This window comes from Streptomyces sp. NBC_00986, assembly GCF_045162565.1.
Lineage (GTDB): Bacteria > Actinomycetota > Actinomycetes > Streptomycetales > Streptomycetaceae > Streptomyces.
On record NZ_CP108733.1, the window covers coordinates 3,733,729 to 3,760,313 of the forward strand.

The following is a 26,585-nucleotide window of genomic DNA, read 5'->3' on the forward strand; positions in this document are numbered from 1 at the left end:
TCGGTTTCCGCACCCAGTTGAACGACGCGATCACGCGGGCCTCGCAGCAGAACCTCAGCGTGATCGACACCGGCGACGGCACATTCAGCGTCGCCGGCAACACCCGGCCCGACGGGGCGTCCGACCCCAACGGAAAAACCGGCGTGACGGATCAGGGAACGGTGGACGACTTCCGCGACGAGATCCAAGGCATCCTGACCAAGGCGACACAGAGCGACCAGAGCGCCGCGAAGGTTCTGAGGCTTCTTGTCGACGAGGCCAAGTACGGCTTCGCCGACGCCTCCTACGCGGACCGGGACGAGGCGGCAAACGCCGTCGCGGCTGCGGAGAAACTGGCGAAGATGGCCAAGGACCCGGCCGACATGAGCCTCGCCGACATCGCAGCCTTCAACCGCGCGATGGAGAAGTACCACGACGACTCCCTCTTCGCTGAGCAGTTCGCGACCCGTCTGGGGGCCAAGGGGACACTCCAGTTCTGGACCGAGATGACCTCCTCTCATGCCGGCGCCAGGGGCTCCGAACTCGAGACGATGAAGGACCTGCAGACAAACCTGAGCCTCACCCTGGCCACCGCGTCCTTCTCGGATTCGGATGCCATGCAGGATTGGAAGAAGGACCTCATCGCCGAGCGCAACACGAACTTCCGCGCCGCCGACTCGCCCAACCCCGTCGGCGCCCTGGGCTCTCAGATCATCAGCAGCCTCATGGGCAAGGGCGAGTACGACACCGAGTTCCTCGACGACTACCGGGAGAAGCTGTTCAAGGCGGACAAGGCAGCAGGGGACGCGGGCACCCGTGACCTGTGGGTCAAGGGGTACGACGCCGTGGATCTCGTCTTCGGCGACGGCAACGGCAGAGACCCACTGGAGGGGCTGTTCGACGGCCTCTCCCCCAATCCCGAGGCAGCGGAGCACGCCTTCGAGTCCAAGTCGGATCTGGAGCACATGCTCGGCACCACCGGCTACACGGACCGAGGTGAGTCCCTCGGTCGCGCCCTGGAAGGCGCCGTCACTGGAGTTGCCGACGGTGACACCACCACCAAGGCACCGGGACACAGCGTGGCTCAAGTACGGATCATGGCGAACATCGTGGAGGCGGTGGCGCAGCCTGGCGGGGGCGCGGACCTGGTGGCCAACGGTCTGGGCGAGAGCTTCGGAGACATGGCTGCTGCTTATATGCCGGAGATCAGCCAGGCCCTGGCCGGTCCTCACTCGAACGCTGTTTTCCTTACGAACAGCGAATGGCCCGACGCCTTCCAGGGGGAACACGTGGCAGATGTTGTGAGGTTCCTTTCCGCGACATCCGCAGACCCTGCGGGCAGGGCCGGGATTATCTACGGGGAAAGTATTTACACCGGCAGCCTACTCGAATCACACCTTGCCGACCCGTCCTTGTTCGACGGCCCCCACGAGCAGGTTCTCGCGGATATCGGCAAGAATGCGGGCGTCATCGAGGGTATCGTCGGACATACCGTGGCAGACGGCGATGTCAAGGCTGCGGTCGACGGCGAGGCGGACTACAACAATGCCCTGGCCCAGAAGGGAAATGCCGCCAAGAGTTGGGTCAACATCGCTTTCACAGGCCTCAAGCTCCCCGAACATCTGGGCGGCGAAGTCATGGGTTCCGTGGTCGGCGGAGCAGCCGGAGCCGTTGCGGGTGGGGCCGTTGACCGTCTCCTTGAAGGCCAGCAGATGCATGGAGCCAAGGATGAAGGGCTGTACGCGAGCGCCAAGGACCTGTACGCCATGCGAGACTCCGTCAACCAGCAAACGCAGTGGTCGACTGACGACGCACTCGCTCGGCACCATGCGGACCTGCCCAACGATGGCACCGCCGATATCGTCGGCAACGCCGTCAACGAAGGATGGGACGCCAGTAGTGAGTACCTGAGCAACACGAAGGAGCGTCCCTGATGGAGACGTCGCAGACGAGCAGAACGCAACCCCCCATCTGGCCAAGCGTAAAAGCTGCCCTCCTAATCCTGTTGGTTATCGGGCTGTTCTGCGGCGCTGGTTGGACTTTCCTGAACAAAGGCCTCTATCTACTCCCGAACAAAATGTGCGACGGCACCCTTGAGCGGGACACGGTCAAGCAAGTGCTACCAAAGGCCCGATCGGCCGACAGTGACTTCAATAGCCAAGGCGCGGGGCACAAGCTCACATTCTGGTGTCACATGACCATCAGCAATGATTCGATTCTGTACGGGACGGCGCAGGTCGATCCGGTATCCCGTGATCAATGGCTCGAACACTATCGAGGCTCCGGTAAGCGGAATCAGATCATCCACGTCTCCGTGGGAAACATATAAGCCCTGGCCCAGATCGATTCCAGCGAAAACGCTTCATCGGTGTACGTGCCCTGTACTCCGCTCAGCGTCCCTTCGTACAACTCCTCCCAACCGTACTCAGTGGTCGGTGAGACCTGGGTCAGCAATCCTGCCAACACCAAGAGCATGCCGCTACGACAGACCCTGACCGATTTCGCGTATCAGCTCGCCCAACACGCCTACAAGCTGGCCGAGTGCAAGGAACCCCGCGACTTTCCCAAGGAACTCCCCCGTTACGAGAGCGACTGATGAAAGACGACGGGTTCGTGTGCGTGGCGCTCGTTGGCGGGCTTACGGAAGCCGTGGGTGGTGCGAGCGCATGAGCTTGGTCATGCGGCCGATACCCTCGCACTTCGCGTTGCCGTGGCCGGGCGACGGTACGACGTCGTAGCGGTTTCCGAGGGAGTTTCGCCGGTTACGGGCGAGGAGTTGCGGACGGCTCTGTTCGGCCTCAATCAACCCGACGTTCCGTACGTCATCCTTTACGGCGGCGGGCGACCGAGACATTCCGTTTCGACAGCGCGGAACTGCACGACCCCCTGCAGAACACCGTCCTGAAGTCGGGGTGGACCTGGCGGGGCGTGGTTTTCGGCAAGCTGTGAGCTCAGCCCGGAACGCAAACACCGGGGTGGGCACCTCCCGTGCGTGCCCACCCCGGTGTTGCTGTTGTCAGCCTGTCCTACTCGAAGAAGCTGGCCGCCTTCTTGTCACCGCCGCGGTAGTCGCCGCCGGCCTGGTGCACCTTCTGCGTGATGGACAGCAGCGCCTGGTGAATGGCGGTGGTGTGGCCGTCCCACTCCCTCGACTTCCGGTTGAAGGACTCGTAGGCGTCACCGGCCCAGCCCTCGGCCGCGTCGTGGACGCCCTTCTTCAGCGCCGTGAGGTCGCTCTCCAACTGCTTGGCCAGGTTGCCGAGTTCAGTGGCGAGCGCGTCCAGGGTGCCGTACTTGACGGCGAGATCCTGCATGTGCGGCGTGCCGGTCATGTTTCCTCATCTCCTTGACGATGTGAGAGGGACCTCGCGGTCCGGGGTGCGACGCTCGGGGCGGTCAGTAGAGGTTGAGCGCCGAGGTGTTCGCACCGGCGTCCACTTCGATGCTGGAGATCGTGGAGTGGAGTTCGTCCTCGAGCTTGTCCTTGTCCTGCTTGGTGAGGTGAATTCCGTTCAGGAAGTCGTCGAGCATGCGGCCGATGCCGACCATGTGGTCGTTGATCTCGTGCTGCTTGGTCTTGAAGGCGTTGGCACCGTGGCCCGTCCAGTTCGCCTCGATCATGTCGATGCAGCCCTGGAGCTTCTGCAGGTGCTTCTTGACGTTGTCGTACCTGTCGATGACGTTCGTCTGGAGCTTTTGTACATGTGCGTCATCAAGCTTGCGGCCGTCAGCCATCTCGGCACTCCCTTTCGCGAGAGAGGTTGGTGTTTCTGGGACGCGACACCGAGTGGTGAAGCGCTGGTTGGTCGAGTGAGCCCGGTGTACGAGCCCTCATGCGCCTCGCCGCGAACGAGCCACCGCGAAGGCTCCACCACCGACCGCGACGACCGCCGCCGCGGCGCCGAGAGCGACCCACAGGGTGGTGTTGCCGGACGAGTCGGAGGTCGACGCTGCGGCTGAAGTCTGGCCGCCTGATGTGGAGTTGGGGGCCTGGGACGAGGTTGACGCGGAGGCGGAGGGCGAGGCGGCGGTGCCGGTGGACAGCCCGGGCGTCTTCTTGTTGCTGACGGGATCGATGTCGGCGGCTCCGGGGTCTCCCTTGCCCTTCAGGAGAACCTGCGCCGGCCGGATCGTGCCGTAACCGAGGTACCGGCTCGGAGTGTTCTTCGGCCAGTCCCGGCCCGCAGTGTCGATCATGACGCGGAGGACCTGGTTGGCGGTCCACTTGGGGTGGGCGGACCAGATGAGGGCGGCGGCGCCGGAGGCGATGGCGGTGGCTTGGCTGGTGCCGCTGCGCTGGGAGCAGTAGGACTTGAACTTGTTGTCGCACCAGACCGGCACGTCCACGCCGGGCGAGGCCAGGTCAACGTAAGCACCGCTCTCCGAGAACTTTGCCACCTCGCCGTTCTCGTTGATGGCTGAGACACCAACCACACCCGGGTCTTTGGCGGGATAACCGATGTAATTCTCGCCTTGATCAGCACCGTTTCCCACACCGGCGATGAGAAGCTTTCCCTTACTTTGTGCGTACTGCACGGCTTCAAGCTCGCCGTCAACCGGGAAATCGCCACTGAGTGACATACTAATAATCTTCGCATCGGAATCGGCAGCGGCACGGATGGCCTTCACCAAAGTATCGCCCTGCTTCTCAGTCTTCTTGTCGATTCCAGTAAGTGCAGTGCGGATCGGGATAATTTTGGCCCCCGGCGCAACACCTTTCAGGCCGCCCCCGCTGCCCGTCCCTGCGATCAGTTCGGCCATTGAAGTGCCGTGGCCCAGATAGTCATCCGTTTCATCGCCGACGGCCTTCGTGACATCGACTCCAGGGAGCACCTGCCCCTTCAGTGAACTCGTGTCCGGGTTGACACCAGTGTCGACTACTGCGACCGAGATGCCCTTACCTGTGCTGACTTTCCACAGCCCCTGGGCGTTCATCGCGTCCAAGTACCACTGCTGCGACTGGATGTCGTCGGCAGCCGCCGAAGGGGCGAGCCCAACAGACATGACGGCCAAAGCACCGAGCGTCGCGCCCACGGTGGTCACATGCCTCCGGGCACTCCTCACCCACAGCGCGGCCCGGATGCGGCGTACGCCAGTCCCTGACTTCATGCTTCTGTACGTCCTCGGTCGTTTCGGTCAGTCGGTCGCCGACGGCGCATCGCCGCGCCGCGCGTCATCACGTGAGCGCTTCTTGTCCTCGGCAGGGTGCTGTTGACGCCGCGTTGTCCTGCCAGTGGCACGATCCGGGCTGCTGCCCTCGGTGGAACCGGACACCAGGCCAGAACCACGGGACGCTGCTCCGTTACCCTTGCCGCTGCCTCGACTCGCGGGCTCGCCGACAACGCCCTCCGTATTACCTGGAAACCGACGCTGAGTCTGCCCCTGCTTCGTGCCCCGCGCCGGATTGTTCACTCCGATCACTCCGCGCTGGCCTGGCCTTTCACCATTCGGGCGAGCACCGGATGCTCCCTCGCCGCCGATGACCGTGCCACGCGGAACCTTGGCACCCGTCGCATTCGGGCCGACTTCAGAAGTGGGCCTCCCGCCGACCACACCACCCGTACGCGCCGCGCCCGTGGCTCCCGGTCCCGTCCGTGCCGCAGGCTGCCCTGGTACGCCGCCCACACGTCCCCCCGGCGCACCGCCTGTGCGTGAACCGGTCGTGCCCGCACTCCTGGGCACACCGCCGGTGACACCCCGCCCCATGGGCGACCTGCCCGTCGCCGATGCGGGCCCACGGGCACCCTGTTGGCCCACTGCGGATGCACGGCCCACCGGTTCCGCAGGGCTACGTCCGGTGCGGCCTCCGGCAGTGGTCCCCTCAGATGCGGCAACCCGCCCTTGAGCCGATCCAGGAGTCCTGCCGCCAAGCCCGACAGCGCGCCCGACCGGTCCCCCCAAGGCGGGAGGTACCACGCCGGCCCCCGTGGGAGGCAGCATCCCTCCCGAAGGACCGCTGGGCCCTGTCACAGACGGCGTGAGAGTCACTGGCGTCGGTTTCACGGTTTCCGGTGGCAGCGTGCCGACGCTGTTGATCTCGGTACCGACAGTGGGCCGATGCACGTCGAGATTCGTGTTCGCGGGATGATGCTCAGCTGGCAGATTGTCTCCAGAAGCGTCGCTCCGCACACCGCCGTGGCCGCCTCCACTCTCATGGACAACTGCTCGGTGGACTGGTCCTGAATCGGAGTTACCTGTGGAACCAGAGTCACCCTGACCCGGGGTTTCGATAGGGTTCCGTATCACTCCCACGTCGGGCATCGCCCGATACGGCTCCGGCGCCGCCTTCTCCAACTTCGCCAGTTCCGACCCCGAAACCGAGTAGAACGACGCCAGCCGGTTCATCTGGTTGATCGCCTCTTGGCGGTCCTTCTCGACCTGGACCGCCTCGGTGTAATGCTTGTTGCCCTCGAACTGCTGGAGCACCGGGAGCTGTCCCGGCTTCTTCTGGTCGAGGACGGGGCGCGGGTCTCGGGGCGGCAGGGAGCTGCGCACAGAGGCGAGCCCCGTCGCGGCGGCCGTGACCTGTACGCCGGCGCCGTCGGCGTACGTCGCCAGGCTCTCGGTGTGCGTGGCGAGGCCTTCGCCCCACTTCTGGAACGCCCTACCGGCGTCGCCCTCCCAGTCCTCACCCGCGTACTTGAGATGACGCCTGAGCTCCACGGCGGCTTCGTTGATCGCCTTGCCGGCCTTCGCCAAGGTCTCGCCCGCGTGCTCCAGGTCGGCGGGGTTCGACTGGTGGACCAGGTCGATCATGGGGTTGAGGCTGTGGTCCTCGAAGTCCGTGACCCTGCCGTTCGTCAGCAGGCGGACACGCTTCGATCCGAACGCGTCGTGCATCAGCTCCGACGCCCCGGCCAGCGCGTCGACCTGGCCGACCTGGAGGTCGACACGCTGCTGGTCGGTCAGCTCCTTGGGCGCCTTGTCGTCCCCGCTCACTACTGGAGTCCCTTCGTGGACTTCTTGGCGTCACTCAGCTTCCGCTCGCCCTCGCCGGACTTCTTCTCCTGGGCTTCGGTGTACAGGCGGTCCGTCTCGACCTGGATCTCCCAGAAGCGGCGTCGCTGGTCGTCGTCGAGGTTGTCGAAGCCGTTCTGCGCGCCCTGCGTCGCGATGCCCATGGCCTCGATCTGCAGCCCCAGCGTCTTGGAGAGCTGCGTGATGTGCTCGTGGACCGACTGGTACTGGTCGAACAGGGCGTCCGCCTCGTGGAAGGCGAGGCCGTGCCCGCTGAGGGACGCCCGTGAGACACGCTGCGCGCCCAGCTTGGAAGCGCTGCCCGCCGAGTCCTCGAACTCGGACAGCAATGTGTCGATGCGCTGCTTGAACGTCATCAGCACGTCGGCGCCGACCTTGAGGTCGGCAGCCGTCTTCGGTGATGCTCCGCCTGTCATGTCCGCAGGAAGCATGATGCCTTCCCTCCCCGTTTTCGTCGCACGCCCCTGAGTGACCGCACCCCGTGAGCGTTCCTCTCCGCAACGCAATCACTCTAGTCGCTTCCTGTGACAGTCCCAACTGCCTTATGCGACAGCTGTGCTACCACTCGGCCAAGCTTCACCGCACCTTCACCGCGTGCTCTCGCGCCCACCTGGGCAACTGCCGCCCCTGACGCTACGTGACCTGCGGAGCGGCGGCCTGAGTACGGCTACTCAGTCGCCGCGGCGCACACATGTGACCGAGCGTCAGGGCGAGTTGAGGGGTGAAGCGGAGCCGTCGTTGCTGCGTGGCCATTGCGAATGGCGGCGTCCGGTTCCGTCAACTCCCGCCGTGGGTCTGCTCCTTCGCAGGTCGCGGCATCTTGACAGACAGGCGGAGGGTGTGAAGGCGGCACCCGTGGATCCGCCGGAGGTCAGTCCAGCCCTGCGACCCTCCGTGCCCGCTTGCGCGCGTCCCGCGTCGCCACCGCCGTGCCGCCGAGTCCCGCCACCAGTACGGCCGCGCCCAGGGCGACGTAGGTCGCGAGGCGGGCGTTGTGTTCGTCGGCCGTCTCGCCGAGTTGGAGCTTCGCGGCGGACGGGGCCTGGGCTTTGGTGAGGCCGTCCTGGGGGTCGGGGGACTCGATCGGGTGGTCGTCCTCCGTGAGGGCGCGGACCGGGTCTACGACGCCCCAGCCGACGAGGCGGTCGTGGCCGGCGATGGTGCGCTCGGCGGTCTGCTCGATCTGGGCGACGACCTCGCGGGCGGTCCAGTCCGGATGCTTCGCCTTGATCAGCGCGGCGACGCCGGCGACGTACGGCGCCGAGAAACTCGTACCGTTGTCGGAGCAGTGGCCGCCCTTGGGGACGGTGGAGATCATGTCGACGCCGGGTGCCGCGACGCCGACGAAGTCGCCGGACTGCGAGAAGGACGCGCGTTCGTTGTTGCGGTCGGAGGCCGCGACGGCGAGGACGCCCGGGAAGGACGCCGGGTACGTCTTCTTGACGTTGCCGCCCTGGCCGTCGTTGCCCGCCGACGCCACCACCACGATCTTTCGCGACAGTGCCGAGTCGATCGCCGTCTCCAGGGAGGGATCGGGCTTCACCGCGTTCGACGTGTCCTGGGAGATGTTGATGACGTCGGCCTTGGCCTGGATCGCGTAGTTGATCGCGTCCGTGAGCGTCTTCGCCGTGCCGTGGCCGTCCGCGTCGTTCTGCTGGATCGGGATGATGGTCGCCTCGGGGGCCAGGCCCACGAAACCGGTGCCGCTGACGGGGCGGGCGGCGATGATGCCGGCGACCTTGGTGCCGTGTCCCACGGTGTCGGTCGTGCCGTTCTCGCTGCCCCGCGCGATCTTGTCGCCGTTGCTGTCCTTGAGGTTCCTGGGCAGGAGGTTACGGCCGCTCTTCACGTCCACCGCGTGGGTGAGCTGGGGGTTCTTCACGTCCACGCCGGTGTCGATCACCGCCACCCGTACGCCCTTGCCCTTGGACTGGTTCCACAACTCGTCGAGAAGGACGCGTTGCAGGGCCCAAGGGCGGCCCGGGTACTCCTTGTTGGGGAACGTGCACTGGTCCGAGAAACTGTCGTCCGCCGCCGCGGGGGGCGCGAGCACGACGGTGGACACGGCCAGGGTCGCGGCTACGGCGGCCAGAGCCGCCGTAGCGCGGAGGGGGCGGGGGGAAGTCGTGTACGGCATGCCCAACTCCCCCTAAGAACCCTGTGGTTGACGTGCCGCCGCCGTCGACAGGCGGGGGCCCGTGGGCAGGAACTCGGACCAGGAGGCGGGGATCGGCGCCGGGTCGACGTCGGCGTAGCCGAGGCGGATCTGGGCCTGCTCGGCCTCCTGCTGCTCCTGCTGGCGTTCCTTGGCCGTCGTACCGATGCCGGCGTCGTTCGTGGCGCTGTCGGCATTGGACTGCAGGACGTACCGCAGCCCCGTGTCGGTGACCAGGAAGACGGGGCCGGCCTTGGTCTCCTCGCCCTGGAACTGGCGGAAGAGCTGCCCGGAGCCGGGCGTGACGTAGGCGCTGGTGGAGTCGGTGGGGAGCGGGGCGGGGAAGTCGGTGCCCGCCCAGGTCGTCAGGGTGGTGGCGCCCTTGGCGCCGACCTTCTGCAGGACGTTGCAGATCGTGCTGCGGCTGCCGGACGCGTCCGAGGCCTCGTTGACCGCCTCGGGTGCCTTGGTGGGCCAGCGGTGCTCGGCGCCGAAGGTCCCCTCCGGGGTGATCTCGCCCGCGCTCACCCCGGTGGCGTGACCGGCCTGGCCGAGCGGGGCCAAGTCCTTGCTGGACAGCAGGAGTTGGGCGACGAAGGCGGAGACCTGCGCGACCTTGCCGGGAAGCACTACGTAGTAGTGCTCACCGCTGGCGTCGGACGCCGTGAGCACCATGCCCACCTTGTTGGCCGCCGCGTCCAGTTCGCCCGGGGCGCCGGCGGCCGTACCGCGTGCGGCGCCGACGTCAGGGAAGGCGATCGGGTCGCCCTGGTGCAGGGTGGCCAGCCACTCCGGGGAGACGCGCTCGGGCACGCGGCCGGAGCCGACGACGGCGCGCAGCAGCAGCTCGTCGCTCTTGTCCACGGGGTACGCCGTGCCGCTCGCGTCCACCACGTAGCGGTTCTTGTCCGGGTCCACGACGTAGAGCAGTTCCCCGCCGCGCAGCCGCTGCTTGCCCTCGGTCTTCTTCATGTCGCGCTTGGCGAGGACCAGCGCCGCCTTCTGGATGGAACCACCGCCCGCGCTCGGGCGCTCGCAGACGGCCCAGCGCTTGCCGGCGCCCGCCTCGCTCGCCGAGGGGAGACGGTCGGGGGCGTACGGGATGCCGACGGTGACGCCGTGCGGGATCTTGCCGCCGTCGAGGACCGACTCGTCGACGGTGACGACCTCGCCCTGGCCGGCGTTGAGCAGCAGCTTCGCGGACGCCATGTTGAGGACGGGGTGCAGCTGGGCCTTGCCGTCGGTCGTCAGGACGACGTAGCGGGTGGTCGACTTGCTGGCGATGATCACCTTCGACTTGGGGGTGGCCCAGCCCTCGGGCGCGGTCGGTTTGAACATGCCCCAGGCGCCGAAGACCGCCATGACGACCACGCCCACGATGACGCCGGGCACCACTCCGCGCAGCGGTCGCGGTGCCCCCTCCTCCGAACCGTCCGGGGACGACTGCACGAAGGACGCCAGCATGCGCCGCTTCGCGAAGGTGTAGGCGTTGAGCTGGTCCCGCCGAGATGCCATCTGTGTCTGTCTCTCCCCGTGTTCCGCCTGGGCAGCGCTCGGGGGTTCGCCGTCCCCCGCCCATCGATGTCAGACCGGGCACCTACTATGCCTGGTATCCGTGATGACGTGGGGAGCGGGTAGGGTACCTGGACCTTCAGGGGCCCTATGTGGTGCTGGAACAGCGGTGAGTTGTGAGTAATACGGGGGGATGGAGTGATGGCTTCCGGAACGCGGACGCGGTCTCGTGACCGGTCGCGCACGAGGGGCTTCGGGACGCCAGGGCCGGGGTCCGCGCAGCCGCGGTCCGCGGCGGGCACACCTCCCCAGGCGCCGGGCGGACTTCATCTCAGGACGCGCCGCGGACAGGGCGGGGCATTCCGGTTGCAACGGCTCGTCCTGCTGGAGATCGCGGCGGCCGTCCTCCTCGTCGGCTGGGCGATCGACCCCATGGCGCTGGTGCCCGCGGGCGTCGTCGCCGTGGCGCTCGTGCTGCTCGCCTTCGTCCGCCGGCGCGGCCGCTCCCTGCCCGAATGGCTGGGCACCGCGCGGGCGTTGAAGGCACGCCGGAAGAGCGCCGCCACCGCGGAGACACCGCCGGGCACCGAGCCCGGTCTCGCACCGGCCCTGGAGTGCGACCCCACCCTGAGGACGTATTCCTACGGCGGCCGGGACCGGCGCCCGATCGGGCTGGTCGGGGACGGCACCTTCGTGACCGCCGTCGTGCAGGTCGAGGCCGACGTCACCGCGCTGCGGGCCGACCGCAGCCGGCATCCGCTGCCGCTCGCGCTGGTGCGGGACGCGCTCGAAGTGGACGGTATCCGGCTGGAGTCGGCGCAGCTCGTGCTGCACACCCAGCCCGCGCCCGCGCTCCACCTGCCCCAGCACTCGGTGGCCGTCACCAACTACGCGCCACTGCAGGAGCAGACCGGCGCCCCGGCGGTGCGCATCACCTGGATCGCGTTGAAGCTCGACCCCGAGCAGTGCCTGGAGGCCGTGGCCGCCCGGGGTGGCGGGCTCACCGGAGCGCAGAAGTGCGTCGTGCGCGTCGCCGACCATCTCGCGAGCCGCCTCACCGGTGCCGGTTTCCGCACGACGATCCTCAGCGAGGAGGAGCTGACCGCGGCCCTCGCCACCTCCGCCTGCGCGAACCCCCTGGTGACGGCGGAGGCCGGACGGACCGAGACGCGGGAGCGCCGCACCGAGGAGTCCAGCCGGAGCTGGCGCTGCGACAACCGCAGACACACCACGTACTGGATCCGCCGCTGGCCCCAACTGGGCGGCCGCGGCCCGTCGTTGCCGCAGCTGATCGCCCTGCTCACGGCCACACCTGCGCTCGCCACGACGTTCAGCCTCACGCTCGCGCGCGGGGAGCGCCAGGAGGTGTCGATGTGCGGGCACCTGCGGGTGACGGGCCGCAGCGACGACGAACTGGTCGCGGCGCGGCGCGCGTTGGAGGGCGCGGCCCGGCACACGGGCCTCGCTCTCGCCCGCCTCGACCGCGAACAGCTCCCCGGTGTGCTCGCCACGCTGCCCCTCGGAGGTGCCCGATGACCGCACTGACGATGCTGCGCAGCGGCCTCGGCCTGATCGGCCCGCGGCACGGACGGCATGTCCTCTCCCCCGAGCAGGTGGACGCGCTCGCTCTGCCCATCGGGGACGACGGCGTCGTGATCGGCGTCGACACCGAGGGACAGCCCGCGGTGCTGGGCCTCAACCGGCCCACTCCGTACGACGTCGTCCTCATCGGCGGTCTGTGGACCGCACAGGTCATCGCCCTCAGAGCGGCGGCGACCGGAGCGCGCGTCGCCGTGGAGACCGGCCGGCCGCAGGCCTGGATGCAGATGGTCCACGCCATGGGCGGCGGACAGAACGGCCTGGCGGTGTACGACGTGGGCCGCGTCCAACCCCAGGGCGCCTCGGCGGGCACACCCGTGCTCGTGGTGCGCGACTGCGGCATGCGTCCACCGCGGGGGCGGGTCGTGTCCGGGCCCTGGCAGTCGGTGCTGACCCTCCTGCCGTATCTCAGTCCCGTAGCACCCCGGCTCATACGGCAGGCCCGGCTCGTCGGGGTGCAGCGGATCTCGCCGGACGAGGCGGCGGAGCTGGGCCGCGCCATGGCGCTCCCCCGGGCCGACGTCGACTCCCTGCCCACGCTTCCGGACGGCGTCACACTCTGGTGCGGCGACCGAGACCGGCAGTATGTGATGACACAGCCCACGGACGCCGAGATCGGATTGTTGGGTACACCACGTCGAATGGACTGAACCGGCGGACCACTGACCGACATTGAACGATTGGGCCCCTTTCGCCCCCTCTCCTGTCGAGGATCCGCGCCACTAACACCCGTTTTGTTCGGCGAGTTGGTGGGCAGGTGTGCCGGTTCCGGGCGTCGTGTGGCGCGTTGGACGGACGCGGAGAGGTGGACGGGCCTGCCGTGAGGTTGCTTGTGGTGATTAGGCTGGGACCGGGCGCCGCGTCAGGGCCCGCGGCCGGGCCGACAGCGCTTCGGGGGACGGGCCGGGCGGATCCGATCGATTCGGGCCGCCGACCGACCGTTCCCGACGCTTTCGACGGACCGGGCCCTGTACGACACGAGCGGTCGCCCCGGCACGACATGAGGGTGCTCGACCACACCAGGAGGAATTGTGAGCAGCGATCGGGACGGGATCCGCGGGGGCTGGGCCACGCCCGGCGATGACCAGCCCGACGACGAGTCCGCCATCGAGATGACGGGCGAGTTCACGATCGACTACGCGCCGCCGGCCTGGTACACGCAGAACTCGTCCGGCGCGTCGGGCGCGTCCGCTCAGGCCTCGCCGCAGCCGACCCCGGCGAGCGGTACGGCGATGCCGCCCCCGCCTCCGGCACCCCCGGTCGGCCCCGCGTTCCCGGTGCCCGCACCGCCGGACAGCTCCGGCTTCCAGGCCGGCTGGGCGCCCGCGGCCGCGGTTCCGCCGCCCGCGGTCCCCGAGGAGGAGCCTGAGAACGGCGACCTCGTGAGCGGGGCGACGATGCGGATCTCTTCCGCAGCGCTGAAGCGGGAGATCACGGAGCGGGGCGCGGAGGCGCCGGCCGACCCTGAGCAGACCGATGCGGAGACCCCGGCGGCCGCGGCCGAGGGTTCCGTCGAAGGTGCCGGCGACGCGGACCCGGGTTCCGGGGAGCCGGAGTTCGAGGGCGGAGTGCCGGAGAACGGTGACACCCAGGGCACCGACGCCGAGGTGAGCACGCAGGACGAGGACAGCCCGGTCGCCGACACGGACACCGGAAACTCCACGGAATCCGCGAACCCCGCGAACCCCGCGAACCCCGCGAACCCCGCCGACGGCGAGAGCACCGACGACGCTTCCGCCCCTACGGCAGCCCCCGACACGGACCCCGCCACCGACCCGGCCGACGCCCCGGCGGACGACGCGTCCGGTGACGAGGCCGGCCCCCCGGAGCACGAGTCGACCAACGCCGACGCCCCACCGTCCACACCGGCGACGCCATCCACACCCGAGGCCGACTCCCCCCAGGCCGCCGACCCGGCCACGGGTGCCACCGGGGACGTACAGGCTGACGTACAGGAAGCCCCGCCCGCCTGGGCTCCCCCGCCGGCCCCGCAGAGCGGTGTCCCGCCGCTGCCGCCCTCCTACCAGCCTGCCGCCCCGGCCCCGGCCGACCAGTGGCCCGCGCAGCCCCACCCCCAGGCTCAGGCCCCGTCGGTGGACCCCGCCGCGCCCCAACCGCCCGTACCGCAGCAGCCGGCCGCGGCCCCGGCTCAGCCGCCGTTGCCGCCCCAGCAGCAGGCCCCGTTCCAGCCGCACCCACCGCAGCCGGCCCCGGCAGCCTGGGACGCACCACCGACGCCGACCCCGCAGGGCCCGGCGCCCACACCCATGGCGGGCCCCACCGGCTACGGCTTTCCGCCCACCACGCCCCCGGCCCCCGCGCCGAACCAGCAGAGCGGCTACGGCTTCCCGCCCCCACCGGCACCGGCACCGGCACCGGCACCGGCACCGGCACCGGCACAGCAGACTCCGCCCGCCCCCAACGCACCGAACCAGCAGGGCAGTTACGGCTTCCCCCCGGCACCCGCACAGCCGGGCCCGCCCAACCCCGCCGCACCGAACCAGCAAGGCGGCGGCTACGGCTTCCCGCTCCCGCCCGCGCAGCAGGCCCAGCCCACCCCGGCCCCCCCGAACCAACAGGGCGGCTACGGCTTCCCCCAGGGACCGGCCCAGCAGGCCCAGCCCGCCCCCAACGCGCCGGACCAGCAGGGCAGTTACGGCTTCCCCCCGGCACCCGCACAGCCAGGCCCGCCCAACCCCCAGAGCGGCTACGGCTTCCCCCCGGCGCCCCCCGCTCCCGCGCAGCGGGCTCACCCCGAGGGACCGCAGCCCCCGCACGCACCCCAGCCGCAGGCGCAGCCGCACCCCCAGTCCCAGCCCCCCGCCCAACCCCCGGTGGACCCCCGCACCGGTGCCGCCTGGCCGCAGCCCATCCAGCACGACCAGCGGCAGCCGACCAACCCCGGTGCCGCACCGCTCGGTTACACCGCTGCTGTGGAGCTGTCGTCGGACCGGCTGCTCAGCAACAAGAAGCAGAAGGCGAAGAGCGGTCGGCCGGGTGCCGCGCCCTCGCGGTTCAAGCTCGGCGGCAAGAAGGAAGAGGCCGAGCGGCAGCGGAAGTTGGAGCTGATCCGTACGCCGGTGCTGTCGTGCTACCGGATCGCGGTGATCAGCCTCAAGGGCGGTGTCGGCAAGACCACGACCACCACCGCGCTCGGCTCCACCCTCGCCACCGAGCGCCAGGACAAGATCCTCGCGATCGACGCCAACCCGGACGCGGGCACCCTCGGCCGCCGCGTGCGCCGCGAGACCGGCGCGACCATCCGCGACCTGGTCCAGGCGATCCCGTACCTCAACTCGTACATGGACATCCGCCGGTTCACGTCCCAGGCGCCCTCCGGTCTGGAGATCATCGCCAACGACGTCGACCCGGCCGTCTCGACCACGTTCAACGACGAGGACTACCGCCGCGCGATCGACGTCCTGGGCAACCAGTACCCGATCATCCTCACCGACTCCGGTACCGGTCTGCTCTACAGCGCGATGCGCGGTGTGCTCGACCTCGCCGACCAGCTCATCATCATCTCGACGCCGTCCGTGGACGGTGCGAGCAGTGCCAGTACGACGTTGGACTGGCTGTCGGCGCACGGGTACGCCGACCTGGTCTCACGTTCGCTCACGGTCATCTCCGGTGTCCGCGAGACCGGCAAGACGATCAAGGTGGAGGACATCGTCAGCCACTTCGAGACGCGCTGCCGTGGTGTCGTGGTCGTGCCGTTCGACGAGCATCTCGCCGCCGGTGCGGAGGTCGACCTCGACATGATGCGGCCGAAGGTCAGGGAGTCGTACTTCAACCTCGCGGCCCTGGTCGCCGAGGACTTCGTCCGCCACCAGCAGATGCACGGCCTGTGGACGAGCGACGGCAACCCCCCGCCGGTACTGGCCCCGCCGATGCCGGGCCAGCAGGGATACCCGGGGTACCCGGGCCAGCCCGCGCAGCAGGGCTATCCGGGCCAGCAGCAGTACCCGGGCCAGCAGGCTCCCGGCCAGCCGGGTCCCTACCCCCAGCAGCAACAGCAACAACCACAACCGCCGCACCCCGGCCAGGAGTTGTACGGCCAGCAGCCCTACCCCCAGCAGGGTCAGCCCCCGGCGCAGCAACCGGCCCCGCCGTACCCGCAGCACCCGGGTCAGCAGCCCCCGCCGCCGTACCCGCAGCACCCGGGCTACGCGCAGCCGGACGGTGACCAGACTCCGCCTCCGCCGCCCGCACCCCCGCAGCAGTAACGCGAAGGGCGGCCGGTGCCAACAGGCACCGGCCGCCCTTCGTCGTCGTAGAAACAGAGACAGGAACGCGACCGGTTACCCGGCGTCCCCGGCGCTGTCCGCGTCGCCCGTGTCCGCCGAGATCAGCTCTCGGCAGCGCTTCACGTCCTGCGCGATCTGCTCCAGCAGGCCCTCAAGCGAGTCGAACTTCGCCTGGCCGCGCACGAAGGCGAGGAAGTCGACGGCGACATGCAGGCCGTACAGGTCGAGGCCGACGCGGTCGATCGCGTACGCCTCGACCGTGCGCTCGGTGCCGTCGAACTGCGGGTTGGTGCCGACGGAGATCGCGGCCGGCATGGCCTCTCCCTCGACGTGGAGGTAACCGGCGTAGACGCCGTCCGCCGGGATCGCCGTGTGGGGCAGGGTCTCGACGTTGGCCGTCGGGAAGCCCATTTCGCGACCGCGCTGGGCGCCGCGCACGACGACACCCTCCACCCGGTGCGGGCGGCCGAGAATCTCGCGGGCGCCCTCGACGTCGCCCTCGGCGACCAGGCGCCTGGTCAGTGTGGAGGAGAAGGGCTCGCCACCGCCCGCCGCACCGCTCACGTAAAGATCCACCACCTCTACCTCGAAGTCGTATGTCTTGCCCTGCTCGATCAGGAAGGCCACATTGCCCGCGGCCTTGTGGCCGAAGCGGAAGTTGGGGCCCTCGACGACCGCCTTCGCGTGCAGCTTGTCCACCAGGACCTTGACCACGAAGTCGGCCGGGGACAGTTTCGAGAACTCTTTGGTGAACGGCAGGATCAGCGCCGCGTCGACCCCCAGCTCGGCCATCAGTTCGGCTCGGCGGTGGTGCGGGGCGAGCAGCGGCGGGTGGCTGCCGGGGCGCACGACCTCGCTGGGGTGCGGGTCGAAGGTGACGACGACCGAGGGAACGCCCAGCTCACGGGCGCGCTCCACGGCATGCCGGATGATCAGCTGGTGCCCGCGGTGGACCCCGTCATAAGAACCGATGGTGACGACACTGCGCCCCCAGTCCTCAGGGATGTCCTCCAAGCCACGCCAGCGCTGCACTGTGACCGCTCCTCATCGAACCCGTGTCCGTATGTAGACCTGTGTCATTGACCTCTTACGCAGGTCTAAGGGTGCCATGCCGGGGGCCTCCGACCCGCATCGGCCTGGAGGCTGTGACCGGGCGCACGTACCAGAGCCGCTATGCGGGAACCCCCACCCCGGCCAGGTTCTCGATCATGCGGCGGGTGCCGGGTCCGACCACCGCGGCCCAGTCCTCCGGGGTGTCGGCCAGCCAGCGGGCCATCAGCGCGGCGAAGCCGGGCACGTGGCGGCCCAGGTCGACGAGCCCGCGGTCGAAACGGGTCGCGCCCGCGGGGGTACGGACCAGCAGCCGGCCGGTGCGGTGGACGAGGTCGCGGATCTCGTCGTCGTCGCGCCGCCCTGCCGTGTGCAGGAGCGCGTCCAGTACGGCGGGGTCGTGCTCGTGCGCGAGCAGGAACTCCAGGAGTTCGCGGCGCAGGGGGCGCGAGGCGGGGGTGCCGGGGGCGGCGAGCACGGCCGCGAGGACGGTCCGCACCGACGCGGGGCCGCCGTCCAGCAGGCCGGTGACCAGGGGGAACAGGATCGCGCGGGCCGCGGGGCCGTGGTCGAGGCACCGGTCGACGTACACGCCGAGGTACGCGGCCGTCTCCGGCCACCGTACGGCGGTCTCGCGGACCAGGGCGGCGGCCCGGCTCACGAGGGACGGGGTCGCCACGTCGGCGAGCGTGCGGACCGCCTCGCTCGCGTGCGGTCCGTGCAGCCGGGCGCGGAAAGCCTCCAGGACCGGTTCGGGGTGCGTGGTCAGCGCGGCGGCCAGCGCGCTCGGCGGGAACTGCGGGTCGCCGGACGCGAAGTGCCGTAGCGCCTGCGGGAGATGGCGGGTGCGGGTGTGCGGATCGCGGACGAGGAGGGCGAGCGCGCCGCCGTGCAGGGTGGAGTCGGCGGGGCGGGCGAGCAGGAACTGGGCCGCGTAGCGCAGGAGTTCACGATCGGCCTCGGTCCGTACGTGCGGCGCGGCCCGCAGTCCGTACGCCACCGCCGCCACCCTGCGCGCCGGCCGCTCGTCGTGCGCCCACCGGTCCACGGCTCGGCACACCGCAGACGGCTCCTCCTCGGCGAGCACGGCGAGGAGTTCGTCGGCCCGCCCGTGCGCACACCCGACGAGCACCTCCGTCAGATCGTCCAGCGCCCGCCGCCGATGTGTGTGCAGCAAGGCCTGCGCGGCCGTCGCCACGGTCGCCTCCGGCGTCGCGGGCAACGCCCGTTCGTCGTCGAACCAACGGGTCAGCAGCGGCTGTACGGCGGTGGGGTCCGCGGCCAGCAACTCGGCGGCGGCGTCGAGGAATCGGGGCGGGGCGGTGGCGTCCTGCGGGGCGTCGTCGGCGAGCACGAGACGCCGTAGCAGCTCGAATCGGTCGGCCTGTGGGAGGTGCAGCGCGGTCCAGAACTCCGGTGCGAACTCCTCTGGTACGGCTGCCCGTTGCTGCCTCCGGGTCACCAACTGGTCGGACAGCAGGCGCAACACGTTGCCGTACGGCGTCGCGTCCGGGACCCGGAGCAACACCTCGGCGAGCAGGCGTGCGGCCCACCAGGAGTCCGGGTCGGTGTCCAGAGCGTCCACCAACTCCTCCAGGCGTACGGCCAGTTGGTGCGAGCCGTGTTGCCTGACGAGGAGCAGCAGGGCCTGTACGACGGGGCCGATGCGGTGATGTGGCACAGGGAGCGGATGCCCGGCCCGCGGAGTCCTGGACCGGTGGACCAGGGCGCGCAGGGCCTCGTCGAGGTCGAGGTGGGTGCCCTGGATCCAGTCGGCCAACTCCTCGTGGGCGAACCGGTATCCGGTCCCGGCCGGCACGAGCAGACCCTCGGTGAGGACGGCGGACGCCCACCCGGTTCCGCCGCCGAGCCGGGCCGGTGCGGGTCCCCACGGGAACACCGCCTCGAACGACTCCCGGTCCAACTCCCCCTGCCCCGGCCCGAGACTGCGCCGCGCCGCCTCGTGCACCTGCCCGGACACCTTCGCCGCGAGGCGCCGTACGGGGGTGCCGCGCAGGCCGTTCTCGGCGGCGAGCCGGACCGCGATCCGCAGGCACATGAGGTCCAGGTAGGCGGAGAACACGTCGTCCCGGTCGAGCTGGGTGTCGGGGGCGGCTGGCAGCGCGGCGAGTACCTCGGAGAGGAGTCGCAGGGTGAGGGGGTGACGGGCGTCGGATCCGGTGAGGACACCCTCCGGAACGCCGTAAGCCGCGCGGGCTCGGCGGGCTTCGTGCGGGCCGAGGTCACCAAGGTGAACACATGTCGGCGGAACCGCCCCAGCAACACCCCCGCCGTACAGCAACTCCCTTGAAAACCCCGCCCCTTCCCAGTACTCCGCCCGGCACCCCACCACCAACCGGGCCCCCGTCTCCCGCAACCACTCCCCCGTCCCCCGGGTCCACTCGGCCAGCCGATGGGCCAGCACAGGGGGCATCTCCTCGGGCCCGTCGAGCAGCAACAGCAAGGGCCGCCCGGCGTCACGGGCGACCCGCGCCAGCCGCTCGGGGCCGACATCACCGAGGTCGTCGACGTCACCGGGGTCCCCCGGCGGCAAGACCGACGCGGCGACGATCCGTGCCGCGCGCTCCACCGTCCTGCGCGCCGCGTCCGCCACCGACGCGTCCCCGTCGCGCAGATCGGCGCCGCGCAACCACAGCGTGGGAGCCGGTTCCGCACCCCCGTTGCGCCGTGCGGCGAGCGCCGCGAGTTCCGTCGTACGGCCGCTGCCCGGTGCCCCGACGAGCCCGAGCACAGCGGCCGGGCTCCCCGCGAAGGCGGCGAACTCCCGTACCAGCGAGGGACGTTCGACCGGCTCCACCAGACACGCACCGTCGCCGTCACGCCCGGGGCCGACGAAGCCGGCGAGTGCCCCCGGCGGGCCGTCCGAGCCCACCGAGGTGGCCGTCAGTTCCAGGACTCCCGCCAGGTTGAGGTCGGCGCCGTACGCGGGCACGGTCGCCGAGTTCCGTGCGAGGAGGTCACCCAGTGGGCCGCGCATGTCCTCCAACCGGCGCTCCTCATCCGGTACTTGGCGCAGCGGTACCGCGAACCCCGTGTCCCGTTGCCCGGATTGCAGCGCCGTGCCGAGGACACCGATGACCGCTCCGGTCACCGCGTCGAGGACCGGCCCCCCGGCCGCTCCCCCGCCCAGCCGCAGCGCGTCCCGGCCCGCCGTGCCGATCGCCAACTCCAGGGCGTCGTCGAGGAGATGGAAGCGGTCGGTGGCCGTGTAGGTCACGGAGGTCGCGCCCAGGAGGCGGGCCTCGCGCCAGCGGTCCGCGGCGACGCGGACGTACGTGCCGGTCTCGACGCGGTCCCGGACCGTGACGGGGAGCGGGTCCACGCCGAGGCCCTCGGTGCGGACCAGCGCCAGGTCGAGGGCAGGTAGCGGGGTCACCGCGTCGGCCGTCACCAGGCAGGTACGGTCGCCGGCGGCGTGCAGGACGAGGCGGGGCAGGCCGTCGACCGCCTCGTGGCTGGTGATGACCGTGCCGTGGTGGTCGGCGACGAAGCCGGTGCCGCGTGGGCGCCCGGCGAGGTCGCGGATGCGTACCAGGGACTCGTCACCGGCAGCGGGCGCGGTACCTGGCGCGTCACCAACAGCCGACACGGCGCCCCGCGTCGATCGCTCTGCCCGTACGTCTTCCCGCGTCCGACGGCCGCCGCCCGTCCGCGGGCCACGTCCCGCCATGGTCGAACCTCCCCGCCGTACCCATGCCCTGTGTTCGACGGTAGGCGTGGCGTGATCAGCGGGACAGATCGCGTGGTGAACGCGCCCCCTTCCGCTCCCTCGGTTCACTCCGAGCGCCTGCCCGGACGGGTGAATAGAAGCGGAGGGTTGGATACACCCTAGGGGTGGGGGAACCGAGGGGGGACCGTGGAGCGGCGGGAACGTAGACCCCGTGACCGCCGCTCCACGGGCGGGACTTGAGATCCCGCCCCGCCCGGGGAGCGTCTCTCAGGCGAAGACCGCGAGGCTCTTCGCCTTGCCCTTCTGTTCCTCCACGAGCGCCAGGAAGCGGCCCTCGGGGTCGAAGACACCGACCGCGCCGACGCCCATGTACTCCTCGGGGATGTCCAGGCGGACGCCGTTGAGCAGCAGCTTGGCCCGCCTGCTGTCCACGGACCAGCGCGGGAACGCGGCCTCGGCCGCCTCGGCGATCGGCATCACCGTCAGCTCCTCCTGGAGCTGGTCCAGGGTCTTCGCCGTGTCCAGCTTGTACGGGCCGACGCGGGTGCGGCGGAGAGCGGTCAGGTGGCCGCCCACGCCGAGGTCCTCGCCCAGGTCGCGGGCCAGGGCCCGGATGTAGGTGCCGGACGAGCAGACCACCGAGACCACCAGGTCCAGGACGGGGGTGCCGTCCTCGGCGACGGCGTCCCGGACGTCGTGGACCGCGAAGGAGGAGATGGTGACGGGGCGGGCGGGGATCTCGAAGTCCTCGCCGTCGCGGGCCCGTTTGTACGAGCGGACGCCGTTGATCTTGATGGCGCTGACCTTGGACGGGACCTGCATGATCTGGCCGCTGAGCTTGGCGATCCCGGCGTCGACGGCGTCCCGGGTGACCTTCGAGGCGTCTGTCGACCCCGTGATCTCGCCCTCGGCGTCATCGGTCAGGGTGCTCTGGCCGAGGCGGATCGTGCCCAGGTACTCCTTCTCCGTGAGGGCGAGATGCCCCAGGAGCTTTGTCGCCTTCTCGACACCGAGGACGAGTACGCCCGTCGCCATCGGGTCGAGGGTGCCCGCGTGCCCGACGCGGCGGGTGCGGGCGATGCCGCGCATCTTGGCGACCACGTCGTGCGAGGTGAAGCCCGACGGCTTGTCCACGATGACAAGGCCGTCGGGCGTCGGGGTTTTCTCGGTCATTCGGCGGTGTCGTCCTCGTCGTCGTCCTCGTCGTCCGGCTTCTTGTACGGGTCCGCGTCACCCGCGTACGCGGCGCCCGCCGAGACCTCGCGTACCTTCTCGTCGGACTGCCGTGCCTTGTCGAGGAGGTCCTCGATGGTCTTGGCGGTGTCCGGGAGGGCGTCCGCGACGAAGGTGAGGGTCGGCGTGAACTTCACGCCCGCCGCGGCGCCCACCGCGGAACGGAGCACGCCCTTGGCGCTCTCCAGTCCGGCAGCCGCCTCGGCCCGCGCCTCGTCGTCCCCGTACACCGTGTAGAAGACGGTCGCCTCCCGCAGGTCACCCGTCACGCGGGTGTCCGTGATGGTGACGTGCGTGCCGAGCCGCGGATCCTTGATCCCGCGCTGCAGCTTCTTGGCCACCACCTCTCGGATGAGGTCCGCCAGCCTCTTGGCACGCGCGTTGTCGGCCACTGGTCCGTCTCCTTAGTAACTACGTCGTGCTGCAACTACGTCTTGCCGCTTGCTTCGGTCTTCGTCCGGCTTCGGTCTTCGTCCGGCTTCAGTCTTCGTCGCTGTGGAGTCTGCGTCGAACGGAGAGCAGTTCCACCTCGGGCCGCGCGGCGACGAGTCGCTCGCAGCGGTCCAGTACGTCCGTGAGGTGTGCCGTGTCCCCGGAGACCACCGCGAGCCCGATCTCGGCCCTGCGATGGAGGTCCTGACTGCCCGTCTCGGCCGCGCTCACCGCGTACTTGCGCTGGAGTTCGGCCACGATCGGACGGACGAGAGAGCGTTTCTCCTTCAGCGAGTGGACGTCGCCGAGGAGCAGGTCGAAGGACAGAGTCCCCACATACATGTGTGTCCGGATGTCCCGCCGGTTCGGGGTACGGGCGCCGCGCTCGGACGCCGATACAGGAACCGTACACGCAACGGCCGGGGCCGATCGACGGAAATTCTCTCCGCCGACCGGCCCCGATCGCGTGCTGTGTCGATCAGCCGCGAGGCTTCTCGCGCATCTCGTACGTCGCGATGACGTCGTCGACCTTGATGTCGTTGAAGTTGCCGAGGTTGATACCGCCCTCGAACCCTTCGCGGATCTCGGTGACGTCGTCCTTGAAGCGACGCAGACCGGAGATGTTGAGGCTCTCCGCGATGACCTTGCCGTCGCGGACGAGGCGCGCCTTGGTGTTGCGCTTGACCTCTCCGGAGCGGACCAGGACACCGGCGATGTTGCCCAGTTTGGACGACTTGAAGACCTCGCGGATCTCCGCCGTGCCGAGCTCGACCTCCTCGTACTCCGGCTTGAGCATGCCCTTGAGCGCTGCTTCGATCTCCTCGATGGCCTGGTAGATCACCGAGTAGTACCGGACGTCGACGCCCTCGCGCTCCGCCATCTGCGCCGCGCGGCCCGCAGCGCGGACGTTGAAGCCGATGACGATCGCGTCGGAGCCGGTCGCCAGGTCGATGTCCGACTCGGTGACCGCACCCACGCCGCGGTGCAGGACGCGGATGTCGACCTCTTCGCCGACGTCGAGCTGGAGCAGCGAGGACTCGAGAGCCTCCACCGAACCGGACGCGTCGCCCTTGATGATGAGGTTGAGTTCCTGCACCAGACCGGCCTTGAGGGCCTCGTCCAGGTTCTCCAGGGAGAACCGGACTCCGCGCCGGGCGAAGTTGGCGTTGCGCTCGCGCGCCGCGCGCTTCTCGGCGATCTGACGTGCCGTGCGGTCCTCGTCGACGACGAGGAAGTTGTCGCCGGCGCCCGGGACGTTGGTGAGTCCGAGGACGAGGACCGGGGTCGAGGGACCCGCCTCTTCCACGTTGTCGCCCTTGTCGTCGAGCATCGCGCGGACACGGCCGTACGCGTCGCCGACCACCATGGTGTCGCCGACCCGCAGGGTGCCGCGCTGGACCAGGACGGTCGCGACGGCGCCGCGGCCCTTGTCCAGGTGGGACTCGATCGCGATGCCCTGCGCGTCCTGCTCCGGGTTGGCCCGCAGGTCGAGCGAGGCGTCCGCGGTGAGGACCACGGCCTCCAGCAGGCTCTCGATGTTGAGGCCCTGCTTGGCGGAGATGTCGACGAACATCGTGTCGCCGCCGTACTCCTCGGCCACCAGACCGAACTCGGTGAGCTGACCGCGCACCTTGGTCGGGTCGGCGCCCTCGACGTCGATCTTGTTGACCGCGACCACGATCGGCACGTCGGCCGCCTTGGCGTGGTTCAACGCCTCGATCGTCTGGGGCATCACACCGTCGTTGGCCGCCACCACGAGGATCGCGATGTCGGTCGACTTGGCACCACGGGCACGCATGGCGGTGAACGCCTCGTGGCCCGGGGTGTCGATGAAGGTGATGCGACGCTCTTCGCCGTTGACCTCGGTCGCGACCTGGTACGCACCGATGTGCTGCGTGATACCGCCGGCCTCGCCCGCGATGACGTTCGTCTTGCGGATGGTGTCCAGCAGTCGGGTCTTACCGTGGTCGACGTGACCCATGACGGTCACGACCGGCGGACGCGCGACGAGGAACTCCTCGCCACCCTCGTCCTCGCCGAACTCGATGTCGAAGGACTCGAGCAGCTCGCGGTCCTCCTCCTCGGGGCTGACGATCTCGAGGACGAAGTTCATCTCGTCCGCGAGGAGCTTCAGCGTCTCGTCGGAGACGGACTGCGTGGCAGTGACCATCTCGCCGAGGTTCATCATCACGCCGACGAGCGACGCCGGGTTGGCGTTGATCTTCTCGGCGAAGTCGGTGAGGGACGCACCGCGCGACAGACGGACGGACTGTCCGTTGCCACGAGGCAGCATCACACCGCCGACCGACGGGGCCTGCATGGCCTCGTACTCCTGGCGCCTCTGCCGCTTCGACTTGCGGCCACGACGCGCGGGACCACCCGGACGACCGAAGGCGCCCTGTGTGCCACCGCGGCCACCCGGACCACCGGGACGGCCACCGAAGCCGGGACGGCCACCGCCGCCACCGGCGGGAGCACCCGGACGGCCGGCGAAACCGCCGCCACCGCCACCGGGACCCGCGGGACGACCGGCGAAACCGCCACCGCCGCCACCCGGACGACCGGCGAAGCCGCCGCCGCCACCGGGACGACCGCCGCCACCGCCACCGGGACCACCGGGACGACCGCCGCCGCCACCGGGACCGCGGCCACCGGGGCCACCACCGGGACGGGGGCTACCGGCAGCGGGACGCTGCGGCATCATGCCGGGGTTCGGACGGTTGCCACCGGGGCCACCGCCGGGACGCGGAGCGCCGCCCTGCGGGCGGGGCATGCCGCCCGGGCTCGGACGCGCGCCGCCGGGAGCACCCGGACGGGCACCGCCCGAAGCGCCCTGGGGACGGGGACCGCCCTGACCGGCACCCTGGGGACGCGGAGCGCCACCGGGAGCACCGCCCGGACGGTCCTGACCGCCGGGACGCGGAGCACCGGGACGGGGGGCCCCGGGACGCGCCATGCCGGTGGAACCACCGGAGGTGAACGGGTTGTTGCCCGGACGGGGACCGGCCGGACGAGCACCGGGACGCGCGCCCTGGCCACCCGGACGCGGAGCGCCGGGACGGTCGCCGCGGTCACTGCGCTCGGGACGGTCGCCACGACCCTGACCACCCTGGCCGGGACCGGCCGGACGGGCACCGCCCGGACGGGGAGCCTGGCTGGCCGGACGCGGGGCGCCCGGACGCGGGGCAGAACTGGAACCGCCGTTGGAGGCAGGCGCGGCCGGAGCCGCGGGAGCCGCCGGGGGGGCGGTGAACTCGGGCGTGGTCGGCGCCGGCGAGGCCGGAGCCGGACGCGGCGCGGGCCGCGGGCCCGGACGGGGACCGCCGGCGGAGGCCGGTGCGGCGGGCGCGGCCGGGGCTGCGGGAGCCGCGGGGGCGCTCTCGGCGACGGCCGGCTTCGGGGCCGGCGGGCGCGGGGCGGCAGGACCCGGACGGGCACCCTGCGCCGGAGAGGGGGCACCCGGACGTGCCGGGGCAGCCTTACGTGCGGGGGCGGGCTTGCCGCCTCCGCTGCCCTGCTGGAGGGCGTCTGTCAGCTTGCGTACAACGGGCGCCTCGATCGTCGAGGACGCCGAACGGACGAATTCACCGAGTTCTTGGAGCTTGGCCATGACGACCTTGCTCTCCACCCCGAACTCCTTGGCGAGTTCGTATACCCGGACCTTAGCCACTTCGCTCCTTTTAGGTCCGGGTGCGTCCGGACCGTCGCT

At 70.2% G+C, this 26,585-nt stretch carries 19 protein-coding genes; 6 read left to right on the forward strand and 13 right to left on the reverse strand.

Annotated elements, in window-relative coordinates; all coding sequences use genetic code 11:
* Positions 1–17: 17 nt before the first annotated feature.
* Genes OG504_RS15945 through OG504_RS15955 form a run of 3 tightly spaced genes read left to right on the forward strand, consistent with a single transcriptional unit; the run spans position 18 to position 2,575 of the window.
* Positions 18–1,913 (forward strand): hypothetical protein, encoded by a 1,896-nt coding sequence (locus OG504_RS15945; RefSeq protein WP_405990432.1) that lies wholly within the window; start codon positions 18–20, stop codon positions 1,911–1,913.
* Positions 1,913–2,308 (forward strand): hypothetical protein, encoded by a 396-nt coding sequence (locus tag OG504_RS15950; protein WP_405990433.1) that lies wholly within the window; start codon positions 1,913–1,915, stop codon positions 2,306–2,308. Before OG504_RS15945 ends, OG504_RS15950 begins: the two co-directional genes overlap by 1 nt.
* Before the next feature lie 39 nt (positions 2,309–2,347).
* Complete coding sequence (locus OG504_RS15955; RefSeq protein ID WP_405990434.1) at positions 2,348–2,575, forward strand: hypothetical protein; 228 nt, start codon at positions 2,348–2,350, stop codon at positions 2,573–2,575.
* A gap of 430 nt (positions 2,576–3,005) precedes the next feature.
* On the opposite strand, the gene OG504_RS15960 is transcribed toward OG504_RS15955, so the two are convergent.
* From OG504_RS15960 to eccB, 7 genes are all read right to left on the reverse strand, one after another.
* A complete protein-coding gene (locus tag OG504_RS15960; protein WP_019064779.1) occupies positions 3,006–3,311 on the reverse strand; it encodes a WXG100 family type VII secretion target in 306 nt (101 codons plus the stop codon).
* A gap of 64 nt (positions 3,312–3,375) precedes the next feature.
* The gene (locus OG504_RS15965) at positions 3,376–3,714 is read right to left on the reverse strand and encodes a WXG100 family type VII secretion target (protein ID WP_405990435.1); all 339 of its coding nucleotides are present in this window, start codon (positions 3,712–3,714) and stop codon (positions 3,376–3,378) included.
* Between the two features lie 96 nt (positions 3,715–3,810).
* Positions 3,811–5,022, reverse strand: a complete 1,212-nt coding sequence (locus tag OG504_RS15970) for a S8 family serine peptidase (RefSeq protein WP_405990436.1) — start codon at positions 5,020–5,022, stop codon at positions 3,811–3,813.
* A gap of 93 nt (positions 5,023–5,115) precedes the next feature.
* Positions 5,116–6,918 carry a hypothetical protein gene (locus OG504_RS15975; RefSeq protein ID WP_405990437.1) on the reverse strand — a complete coding sequence of 601 codons (1,803 nt, stop codon included), beginning with the start codon at positions 6,916–6,918 and terminating at the stop codon, positions 5,116–5,118.
* Positions 6,918–7,373 carry a hypothetical protein gene (locus OG504_RS15980; RefSeq protein ID WP_405990438.1) on the reverse strand — a complete coding sequence of 152 codons (456 nt, stop codon included), beginning with the start codon at positions 7,371–7,373 and terminating at the stop codon, positions 6,918–6,920. The genes OG504_RS15975 and OG504_RS15980 overlap by 1 nt, the downstream gene beginning before the upstream one ends.
* 455 nt (positions 7,374–7,828) lie before the next feature.
* Positions 7,829–9,094, reverse strand: coding sequence for a type VII secretion-associated serine protease mycosin (gene mycP, locus OG504_RS15985; protein WP_405990439.1), 1,266 nt, complete (start codon positions 9,092–9,094; stop codon positions 7,829–7,831).
* Between the two features lie 12 nt (positions 9,095–9,106).
* Positions 9,107–10,627: a type VII secretion protein EccB gene (eccB, locus tag OG504_RS15990; protein WP_405990440.1), complete on the reverse strand. Its 1,521-nt coding sequence runs from the start codon at positions 10,625–10,627 to the stop codon at positions 9,107–9,109.
* A gap of 198 nt (positions 10,628–10,825) precedes the next feature.
* Between eccB and eccE the strand changes: the two genes are divergently transcribed.
* The 3 genes from eccE (at position 10,826) to OG504_RS16005 (ending at position 16,449) form a co-directional block, all read left to right on the forward strand.
* Positions 10,826–12,160 carry a type VII secretion protein EccE gene (gene eccE, locus OG504_RS15995; protein WP_405990441.1) on the forward strand — a complete coding sequence of 445 codons (1,335 nt, stop codon included), beginning with the start codon at positions 10,826–10,828 and terminating at the stop codon, positions 12,158–12,160.
* Positions 12,157–12,873, forward strand: coding sequence for a hypothetical protein (locus OG504_RS16000; protein WP_019064771.1), 717 nt, complete (start codon positions 12,157–12,159; stop codon positions 12,871–12,873). Before eccE ends, OG504_RS16000 begins: the two co-directional genes overlap by 4 nt.
* A gap of 381 nt (positions 12,874–13,254) precedes the next feature.
* Positions 13,255–16,449: an SCO5717 family growth-regulating ATPase gene (locus tag OG504_RS16005; RefSeq protein ID WP_405990442.1), complete on the forward strand. Its 3,195-nt coding sequence runs from the start codon at positions 13,255–13,257 to the stop codon at positions 16,447–16,449.
* Between the two features lie 75 nt (positions 16,450–16,524).
* Here OG504_RS16005 and OG504_RS16010 read toward each other — a convergent pair whose 3' ends face one another.
* The 6 genes from OG504_RS16010 to infB form a co-directional block, all read right to left on the reverse strand.
* The gene (locus OG504_RS16010) at positions 16,525–17,502 is read right to left on the reverse strand and encodes a bifunctional riboflavin kinase/FAD synthetase (RefSeq protein ID WP_405990443.1); all 978 of its coding nucleotides are present in this window, start codon (positions 17,500–17,502) and stop codon (positions 16,525–16,527) included.
* 139 nt (positions 17,503–17,641) lie between these two features.
* Positions 17,642–21,211, reverse strand: a complete 3,570-nt coding sequence (locus OG504_RS16015; RefSeq protein ID WP_405990444.1) for a trypsin-like peptidase domain-containing protein — start codon at positions 21,209–21,211, stop codon at positions 17,642–17,644.
* Between the two features lie 267 nt (positions 21,212–21,478).
* The gene (gene truB, locus OG504_RS16020) at positions 21,479–22,384 is read right to left on the reverse strand and encodes a tRNA pseudouridine(55) synthase TruB (RefSeq protein WP_405990445.1); all 906 of its coding nucleotides are present in this window, start codon (positions 22,382–22,384) and stop codon (positions 21,479–21,481) included.
* Positions 22,381–22,836, reverse strand: coding sequence for a 30S ribosome-binding factor RbfA (gene rbfA, locus OG504_RS16025; RefSeq protein WP_019064766.1), 456 nt, complete (start codon positions 22,834–22,836; stop codon positions 22,381–22,383). Before rbfA ends, truB begins: the two co-directional genes overlap by 4 nt.
* Before the next feature lie 88 nt (positions 22,837–22,924).
* Complete coding sequence (locus OG504_RS16030; protein WP_405990446.1) at positions 22,925–23,218, reverse strand: DUF503 domain-containing protein; 294 nt, start codon at positions 23,216–23,218, stop codon at positions 22,925–22,927.
* Positions 23,219–23,354: 136 nt separating this feature from the next.
* Entirely contained in the window at positions 23,355–26,546 is a 3,192-nt protein-coding gene (gene infB / locus OG504_RS16035) for a translation initiation factor IF-2 (RefSeq protein ID WP_405990447.1), read from the reverse strand.
* Positions 26,547–26,585: the final 39 nt, after the last annotated feature.

Bases quoted from the DNA above. Each gene is read 5' to 3' on its own strand.
- OG504_RS15950 (WP_405990433.1), top strand. From the start codon at position 1,913: ATGGAGACGTCGCAGACGAGCAGAACGCAACCCCCCATCTGGCCAAGC.
- OG504_RS15960 (WP_019064779.1), bottom strand. From the start codon at position 3,311: ATGACCGGCACGCCGCACATGCAGGATCTCGCCGTCAAGTACGGCACC.
- OG504_RS15965 (WP_405990435.1), bottom strand. From the start codon at position 3,714: ATGGCTGACGGCCGCAAGCTTGATGACGCACATGTACAAAAGCTCCAG.
- OG504_RS15980 (WP_405990438.1), bottom strand. From the start codon at position 7,373: ATGACAGGCGGAGCATCACCGAAGACGGCTGCCGACCTCAAGGTCGGC.
- mycP (WP_405990439.1), bottom strand. From the start codon at position 9,094: ATGCCGTACACGACTTCCCCCCGCCCCCTCCGCGCTACGGCGGCTCTG.
- eccB (WP_405990440.1), bottom strand. From the start codon at position 10,627: ATGGCATCTCGGCGGGACCAGCTCAACGCCTACACCTTCGCGAAGCGG.
- eccE (WP_405990441.1), top strand. From the start codon at position 10,826: ATGGCTTCCGGAACGCGGACGCGGTCTCGTGACCGGTCGCGCACGAGG.
- OG504_RS16000 (WP_019064771.1), top strand. From the start codon at position 12,157: ATGACCGCACTGACGATGCTGCGCAGCGGCCTCGGCCTGATCGGCCCG.
- OG504_RS16015 (WP_405990444.1), bottom strand. From the start codon at position 21,211: ATGGCGGGACGTGGCCCGCGGACGGGCGGCGGCCGTCGGACGCGGGAA.
- truB (WP_405990445.1), bottom strand. From the start codon at position 22,384: ATGACCGAGAAAACCCCGACGCCCGACGGCCTTGTCATCGTGGACAAG.
- OG504_RS16030 (WP_405990446.1), bottom strand. From the start codon at position 23,218: ATGTATGTGGGGACTCTGTCCTTCGACCTGCTCCTCGGCGACGTCCAC.